We start from the raw sequence: 8,093 nt of genomic DNA on the forward strand, positions 1-8,093 counted from the left end.
AAAAGGACCAAAAGTAGCAACTGGAAAAACATTAGATTACAGCGGTTTCACAACGCCATTAGTGCCTGCAGGGAAATACAAAGCTGTTTTAACTAAAGGTAAAGATAAATTTACACACGAGTTTGAAGTATTAAATGACCCAAAAAGTCCAATTACAGCTGACTCAAGAGCAGAACAAAGAGTCGCAACTAAAATGCTTTTCGATAAAGTGCAACGTTTAGCTTATATGGTTTATGAAATAGATGAAATGACGAAGCTTAATGATGAAATTGCCTCTAAAGACAAAAGTTACTCAAAAACCAGTATCAAAACCAATGCAGAATTAAACAAGTTAAAATTCACTATGGTAATTACAACTGGTGATAATTATGTAGGTTCCGCAGAAAAGCAATTAAGAGAAAAATTAGGTGCAATTTATGCTTCGGTTGCAAGTCAATATGACGCGCCTTCTCCTTCTCAAAAAGCAAATATCGAATCAATATTAGAAACCTATAATAAAGTGGAAGCAGAATTTAAAAAATTAGAAAAAACTCATTTCTCTAAGATTTTAGAAAAAGCAAAAAAAACTACTCCAGAATATAAATTAAAAACATTTGATGAGTTTATTGCAGGGTAATTTTTAACCTAAAATTTAAAAGGCCAATTTTTTAATTGGCCTTTTTTATACTAAAAATTAAAAAACAGCGTTTCGAATAAAAACTGATTCATATGAACTTCATTTTCGTCATAGCTTTTTTATTAAGTTTTACTTCTTGTAACAAACAAGAAACACTTTCTGATTCAACAATTTTAATTTCTGAAAAACAAGAAATTTCTTCAATTGAAAACCCGAATTCATTTGCAGAAAAGTTATCAAATGCAGCGATTCAAATTATTGATAAAGATGTTGTTTATACACCCGATTATGTGAAATTAAAATATCCAAATGGCGATGTTCCAGCAAAAACTGGCGTTTGCACAGACGTAATAATTCGTGCTTACAGAAAATTAAATATCGATTTACAAAAAGAAGTTCACGAAGATATGGCGGCGAATTTCACAAAATATCCTAACTTAAAAAAATGGGGATTGAAAACTACAGATAAAAATATCGACCACAGAAGAGTGCCAAATTTAGAAGTTTTTTTTGGCAGAAAAGGAAAAACGTTATCAATTACTGAAAACGCAAACGATTATAAAACTGGCGAAATTGTAACTTGGATGATCCATGATAAATTACCGCATATTGGAATAATTACACATTTAAAATCGAAAGATGGAAAACGTAATTTAATTGTACACAATGTTGGTAACGGACAAGTTTTAGAAGATTGCTTGTTTAGTTATACAATTGTTGGACATTTTCAATATGGGAAATAATTTGAAGATTAATTAATTTGAAGATTTGAAAATGTCTACTCAATTTTCAAATCTTCAAATTCTCAAATTAGTGCATCAAGTCTTTCACTTCATCAAAATTCAAACCGCCATAATTACCTGAACTCATTAATAATAATGCGGAATTATTAAAATCTTGTGCAAATAAATAGTCTTTAAATTCTGCTGGGTTCGTATAAATAATCAAATCTTTTCTGTTAAATGCTTGTGCAATTTGAACTTGTGAAACTTCATCCAATTGTTTAATTTTTACAGCATCTGGTGAGTAAAAAACAACAGCTACATCTGCTGCGTCTAATGCACCTTCGTATTCTTTTAAAAATTCGGCATTTAAACTACTGTACGTATGTAATTCTAAACAAGCAATTAATTTTCTATCAGGATATTGATCTTTAACTGCTTTTGTAGTAGCTGAAACTTTACTTGGCGAATGTGCAAAATCTTTGTAAGCCACTTTATTACTGCTTTCTGCAATTTTTTCTAAACGCTTACTTGCTCCTTTGAAAGTGGCGATAGCTTCGTAAAAATCAACCTCATCTACACCCATACATTGACAAATCCATTTGGCACCCGCTAAATTGTTTAAATTATGCGCACCAAAAACTTCAATTGGCATTGGTCCTTCAGGCGTGTCTAATAAAGTCGTTCCGTTTTCTACAGTATAACTTGGTGTTTGATAGGCAATTTTACGAATTGGATTTGTAGTTTCTTCGGCTACTTCTTTAACGGTTGCATCTTCTTCATTATACACTAAAATACCACCATTTGTAATTTGTGAAGTGAAAATACTAAACTGTTCTACATAATTTTCAAACGTAGGAAACACATTGATATGATCCCAAGCAATTCCTGAAAGTAAGGCAATATTTGGTTGATACAAATGAAATTTTGGTCGTCTGTCCATAGGAGAAGATAAATATTCGTCGCCTTCTAAAACTATAAAATCGTTAGTTTCTGTAAGATGCACCATCGTATCAAAACCTTCTAATTGTGCGCCAACCATATAATCTACTTCAATATTATGATAATGCATTACGTGTAAAATCATAGAAGTAATAGTTGTTTTTCCGTGAGAACCACCAATTACAACGCGAGTTTTATTTTTAGATTGTTCATACAAAAATTCAGGATACGAATAAATTTTCAATCCTAATTCTTGTGCTTTCAACAATTCAGGATTATCTTCCTTAGCGTGCATTCCCAAAATAACAGCTTCAATATCAGTTGTGATTTTCTCAGGAAACCAACCCATTTCAATAGGCAATAGTCCTTTCTTTTCTAAACGAGATTTAGACGGTTCAAAAATAGCATCATCGCTACCTGTTATTTGATATCCTTTATTATGTAACGCTAATGCTAAATTGTGCATGGCTGCTCCGCCAATGGCTATGAAATGTGTACGCATGTTGAATGGTTAATGGTGAAAGATATATGGTAAAAGGTAAAGTTTACCCTCTACCAAAAACCCTTTACTTAATCACTTTTTAATGTTTTGTGCTTTGTTTTTATCTTTTAACTTATACATATATAAATCGTATAATTTGGCATATGTTATGGCTGACTTACCTAATTGATGCGCTTTTATTAAATTTATTTCTGCAGCTTTATATCTTTTGTAATATATATCTATGTAACCTTTGGCTAAATAACCCTCAACTTTTGAAATCGCCAAAAGCTCATCTGCATATTTCAATGCCTTAGTTTCGCTACCGCCAATAATACCAGGCAATTCAATATATAACATTACTAACGCCCATCGCGATTCAAGATGCTTTTTATCTAAATTAGCAGCGGTTAAAAAAGCGGTTTCTATATCGCTAATCATGCCAAGTGCTTTAAACTTATTAACGGATTTGGCTTTCATTCCTAATGCGCCGCCATATTTATACCAATATGTAGCACTATTTGGAATTTGAAGTTTTAATTTTTTGTAATAAGAAATTGCAACATCCCATTTTTTTGAATTTCCAGCAATATCGCCTAAATATTCAATGGTTTTTAGATGGTTGGGATCTGATTTTAAGTAACTTTCAAAAACCGCTTTGGCTTCTTCAAACTTTTTTTCTTTGTATAACTTTTCTGCTTTCTCAAACAAAGTCTGAGAAATCAAGCACTGTGTAAATAACAAGAAAAAGAAAAAGAGTTTTTTCATGAATTAAATTTATTTTCAAAAATAAGAAAACAATTCGTTTTTATCAATAAAAAAGAAATACTAAATACGTGATTTGTTTATTTAAATGGGTGACGTTGTTGCCAAACGGTTTCGGGTTCTAAATTTTTAAATATTTTCTCTAAAAATCTATTGACTAATGGATTACTATGGTAGATGAAACCCGACATCAAAACAGGTGTCGCTCCTATTGAACTTTTAATTTCTAAGGCTGTTCTACCAAATATAATTTTTTTGAAATTATGAGTAATTCCAAATTCTGTCATGTTGTACAACATATTTAAATACAACATTTTATCTTTTTGAATTTGATCATCATATCCTAAAAAATAAGTTTCTAAAACATCGTCATTTATTAAAACAGAATGAAAGCCAATAAGTTTATCTTCAAAAAAATAACCGAAAATTTTAAAGCCATCTCCACATTGTTTTTTAAATGTTGAAAAGTGGTTTTCTGCCAAGAAAAAAGTGTTAAAAGGTGCGTTTTTCGCTACATAATGATATAATTCATTAATTTTATTTTCATAAGAAACAACTAGTTCCACATCTAATTCTTTCATTGAAATTCCTTCAAATTTTTTATGAGCTCTTTTATATTGATCTCGATATTTTTTTGAAAAGGCATTAAAATAATCTTCATTTGATTTCCAATTCGTTGGTATTTCGAAAATCATATTGGGTTGCGTATTGAATTCGTATATTTTATCGAAAGCATATTTTTTAAATTCTACAGCACAATTCTGATAAAAATCTTTAAAAGAAATCAAATGAATTTTAATCCCTTTTTGTTTGAAATACGCTTCTAATTCTTTTGAACTTTGTTTTAAAATATAACTAACTTCCTCAAAACTGATTTCTTTCTGAAAAGCAAAAGCATTTTGCCCAGTTATCATGTTATTCCCAATAAATAATGTATGCGAAGCAAAGTTTCGAAAAATAAAATTTCGTACAAATGTTTTAAAGCAATTGTCTCTTTCTCCAAACGATTCTAATTTATTTAAATCTAAATATTGGGCTAAGGAAACACCAATTAGTTCCAAATCCTCATAAAATCCAATATAAAAACATTGCATATTTGTTGGCGCCGAACGTTCTAAAACTTCTAAATAAGGAAGTTGTAAGAAATGATTGGCAACCGCAACTGCATTCCAATTTTCTGGAACGTCTTTTATAGAATCGAATATTTTTATTGTAATTTTTTTCAAGGCATAAAAAAGTCCCACAAATGTAGGACTTCTATTTTATAAATAAATGTTAATTATTTCCAACCACAAATAATTGCACCCATAATAGTTAATGAAACCATCCAATAACCTGAAGTAACTAATATATATTTCCAAGATTTTTGTTCAAATAAACTATTTATTGCTGTAATTGGTAAAACAAAAAATAATCCTGTAAAAAAACCATGAAGCGCACCATGTTGAAAACTTCTAAATGCATCTCCGTAATCTGCCATAAATGCTGCATACGACGGTAGCGCTTTTGTAGCATCTCCACCAACCATACCTAACGCACCAAATTGATGAATTACCATTCCAGATAATGTAAATGAAATTAAAAAAGAATAAAAAATGGTTAATCCAAAGACTTTAAGCATGTTACTTTGACGTGCTTTTTCTTCGGTCATTCCTGTTTCGTTCATCCAAATTGTACCAAAAACTTTCGGATTGTACCAAACAAAGCCTACAATTAATGAAACAAAAGTTGCAGCTAAAATTGCATAAAAATTAAAAGGCATAATGAAATTTTTAATTGGTTAATAAATCAAATATAATAATTTTTTATAAAATTAATGCTTTGCTTCTGTACGATACAAACAACAACCATGAATTTTAGCATACTGTTCGTCAGTTGCTTTTACATCTTTCGTATCATGACCTACTTTTGCGATAGCTTTTTCTACATCTAAAACAGTACATTTTGTTTCATCAATAATTAAATGTATGTCTTGATCTTCTGCATGCCAAATAGCACTTTTAACTCCTTTTACAGAATAAGCGGCTTTTTCGATTCGTTTTTTACACATATCGCAATTTCCATTTACCTCAATTTCTACTTTTTTATTTTTATTAGGTTGTTCTTGTGCGTTTGTTTGGATTCCAAAAAAAGCAAACACTACTACTAATACTATTTTTTTCATGGTTTTTTGTTTTTTAATGATTTATATTATTTTGTTCTTTTTTATCTTTTATTTTAAATCGTATTCCTGCATAATACATCGTACCAAAAACTGGACCATAAATCATGGTACTATCAAAATACGGACTGTTAGGATTATCCAATGCAATTATGGCATTTTTCTGTTTAAAGTTTCCTAAATTTTCTGTCCCAAAATACATTTCAAATGTACTAGAAAACGTTCGCGTTATTTGCGCATTTACAAGCTGATAACTTGGCGTATATTCCGATAATTGATACTGAACTGGGTTTGCTTGTGTATTTGGCAATCGCTGCTGACCAATCCAATTAAAAGTGGTATCAAATTTCCATTGCTGTCCTTTTTCCAAAATATGCGTTTCATAAGCTATGTTAGCAAAGAAACGATTTTTAGCTTGTAATGGTTTATCTAATAATCCAGTAGCATAATCGGTTTTAACATTCAAATATTTATAGGCCGTTCTTACATTTAAATGCGTCATTAAATTAATATTCCATTCAATTTGAAATGATTCTGCAAAACTTTTTCCATTTAAGTTAGAGAAAGTCACTTGCCTTGCATTTTCCATATCTACCACAATTTGATTACTGAAATCTGTTTTATAATAATCCACAACCAGTTCATGTTCTTTTCCAAAAATATAGAATTTCTGAATAAAACTTGTTCCATAATTCCATGCTATTTCTGGATTTAGACCATATAATTTTCCGTTTTCATTTTTAATAATAATATCTCTTGAACTGGCCAAAATATTTATGTTTTCAGCAAAAATATTTGAGGCTCTTTTTCCTCTTCCTGCAGAAAAACGAAATATAGTTTTTTCAAACGGATTATATTTAACATGTGCTCTTGGGGTGAAAAATAAGCCCAATCTGTTGTGATTATCAGCTCTGGCGCCTAAAACGAAACTGAAATTATTTAAATTATCGAAAGAATATTCAAAAAACGAACCAATTGAAGTATCAATTCTGTCATATTCCGCCATAAAATTGGCTTCTAAATGTTCTTCAAATGTATCATAATTAAAATTCAACCCAGTTATAAATTTATGCTTTGTATTGTTAATAATCGAATTAAAAATAAGGTTTGAAAAATAATTTTTATGATGAATATGATGTGTTTTATCTCCAAATTCAGAATGCATTTTATTGTACTGAAAGGCTTGTTGAAAACCAATACTTTGAAAAGGCATATCTGGATAAACATATCCAATTTTGTTGGAAATTTCTATTTTATCTGTATTCACATGGCTTGTCCATAAATTGGGATTCATCACCATTTCATGCGAATTGTCGTTTATTGTACCACCCGTTTTTTCATCTTTAAAATATTTTATATTTAAAAACGAAATAATACCTTTTTCTGCATTATTGTATTGCCAACGATTTAAAATATTAACTTGATTTCCTAACGGATTATCCAAAAACCCATCGTGATTCATGTCGTTTTTTATGTTTCTGGTATTTCCGTGAACTAAAACTAATGAACTTAATTTATCTGAATATTTATTGCCAAAATGAGTGTTAATCTCATATCTGCCATCATTTGAGGCATAAACATTGGCAAAAAACGGGTCTTCTTTTTGAGGTTTAAGTAACTCATAGTTTATTTGACCCGAAATACTTTCATATCCATTTACTACACTCCCCGCCCCTTTTGTAATTTGAATGCTTTCTGCCCAAGTTCCTGGAATAAAGTTTAAACCTGTTGCTTGTAAAGCACCTCGAATGGCTGGAATGTTTTCTTCACTCATTAAAATGTACGGACTAGTTAAACCTAGCATTTTAATTTGCTTATTACCTGTAACGGCATCAGAAAAATTTACATCAATAGACGGATTTGTTTCAAAACTTTCCGATAAATTACAACAAGCGGCTTTTTGCAATTCGCCTTGCGATAAATGTTGCGTATTGGTAACTGCTTTTTGTTTTCTACCTAACGTATTTTGCTTCTTTACAATAGTTACGGTTGCAATATTGCTTTCCAAAACGGATTTTTCTAATTGAATCGTGAAATCTGAAAAAGCACTTTGCTTGATTTCAAGTTTTTGAAACCCTTCTTTTTCTATAATTAATACAAGAGTTCGATTTCCTTGAATTAAACTAAACAATCCACTTTCGTTAGAATACAAAACGTCATTTAATTCAGGGATTGTTATTTTTACGTTACTAATAGGATTGTTTTGCTTATCTGTAACCTTACCTTGGACACTGCTTTGCGCCAAAGAAAAAATTGGCATCAATACCAATAATAAAAGTTTATACATAATTAATTTATAAAGTTTATAATTTGAAAAAACTAAAAACGATATAAATTATGCGTAAAAAATAAGTTGAGAATAGAGTTTATAAAAAGGCGGTGCGTTAGAATTACAATAGTAATCTA

Annotated in this window: 7 protein-coding genes and 1 pseudogene; 2 read left to right on the forward strand and 6 right to left on the reverse strand. The window is 30.1% G+C overall.

What is annotated here, in order from left to right; genetic code table 11:
• Positions 1-616 (forward strand): annotated as a pseudogene (locus tag ABWO04_RS08440) (WD40/YVTN/BNR-like repeat-containing protein); the annotation flags it as partial.
• 92 nt (positions 617-708) lie between these two features.
• A complete protein-coding gene (locus tag ABWO04_RS08445) occupies positions 709-1,359 on the forward strand; it encodes a DUF1287 domain-containing protein (protein ID WP_353079102.1) in 651 nt (216 codons plus the stop codon).
• Between the two features lie 67 nt (positions 1,360-1,426).
• Here the strand turns inward: ABWO04_RS08445 and ABWO04_RS08450 are convergent, their stop codons facing one another.
• From ABWO04_RS08450 to ABWO04_RS08475, 6 genes are all read right to left on the reverse strand, one after another.
• On the reverse strand, positions 1,427-2,782 hold the full coding sequence (locus ABWO04_RS08450; RefSeq protein ID WP_353079104.1) for a UDP-N-acetylmuramate--L-alanine ligase: 1,356 nt from the start codon (positions 2,780-2,782) through the stop codon (positions 1,427-1,429).
• 72 nt (positions 2,783-2,854) lie between these two features.
• The gene (locus ABWO04_RS08455) at positions 2,855-3,529 is read right to left on the reverse strand and encodes a tetratricopeptide repeat protein (protein WP_353079106.1); all 675 of its coding nucleotides are present in this window, start codon (positions 3,527-3,529) and stop codon (positions 2,855-2,857) included.
• 77 nt (positions 3,530-3,606) lie between these two features.
• Complete coding sequence (locus ABWO04_RS08460) at positions 3,607-4,752, reverse strand: 8-amino-7-oxononanoate synthase (protein WP_353079108.1); 1,146 nt, start codon at positions 4,750-4,752, stop codon at positions 3,607-3,609.
• 53 nt (positions 4,753-4,805) lie between these two features.
• Positions 4,806-5,288: a DUF1761 domain-containing protein gene (locus tag ABWO04_RS08465; RefSeq protein WP_353079110.1), complete on the reverse strand. Its 483-nt coding sequence runs from the start codon at positions 5,286-5,288 to the stop codon at positions 4,806-4,808.
• 51 nt (positions 5,289-5,339) lie between these two features.
• Positions 5,340-5,690, reverse strand: coding sequence for a heavy-metal-associated domain-containing protein (locus tag ABWO04_RS08470; protein WP_353079112.1), 351 nt, complete (start codon positions 5,688-5,690; stop codon positions 5,340-5,342).
• A 13-nt stretch (positions 5,691-5,703) separates the two neighbouring features.
• Entirely contained in the window at positions 5,704-7,974 is a 2,271-nt protein-coding gene (locus ABWO04_RS08475) for a TonB-dependent receptor (RefSeq protein WP_353079114.1), read from the reverse strand.
• Positions 7,975-8,093 lie beyond the last annotated feature (119 nt).

Origin of the sequence: Flavobacterium sp., assembly GCF_040382755.1 — a bacterium.
GTDB lineage: Bacteria > Bacteroidota > Bacteroidia > Flavobacteriales > Flavobacteriaceae > Flavobacterium.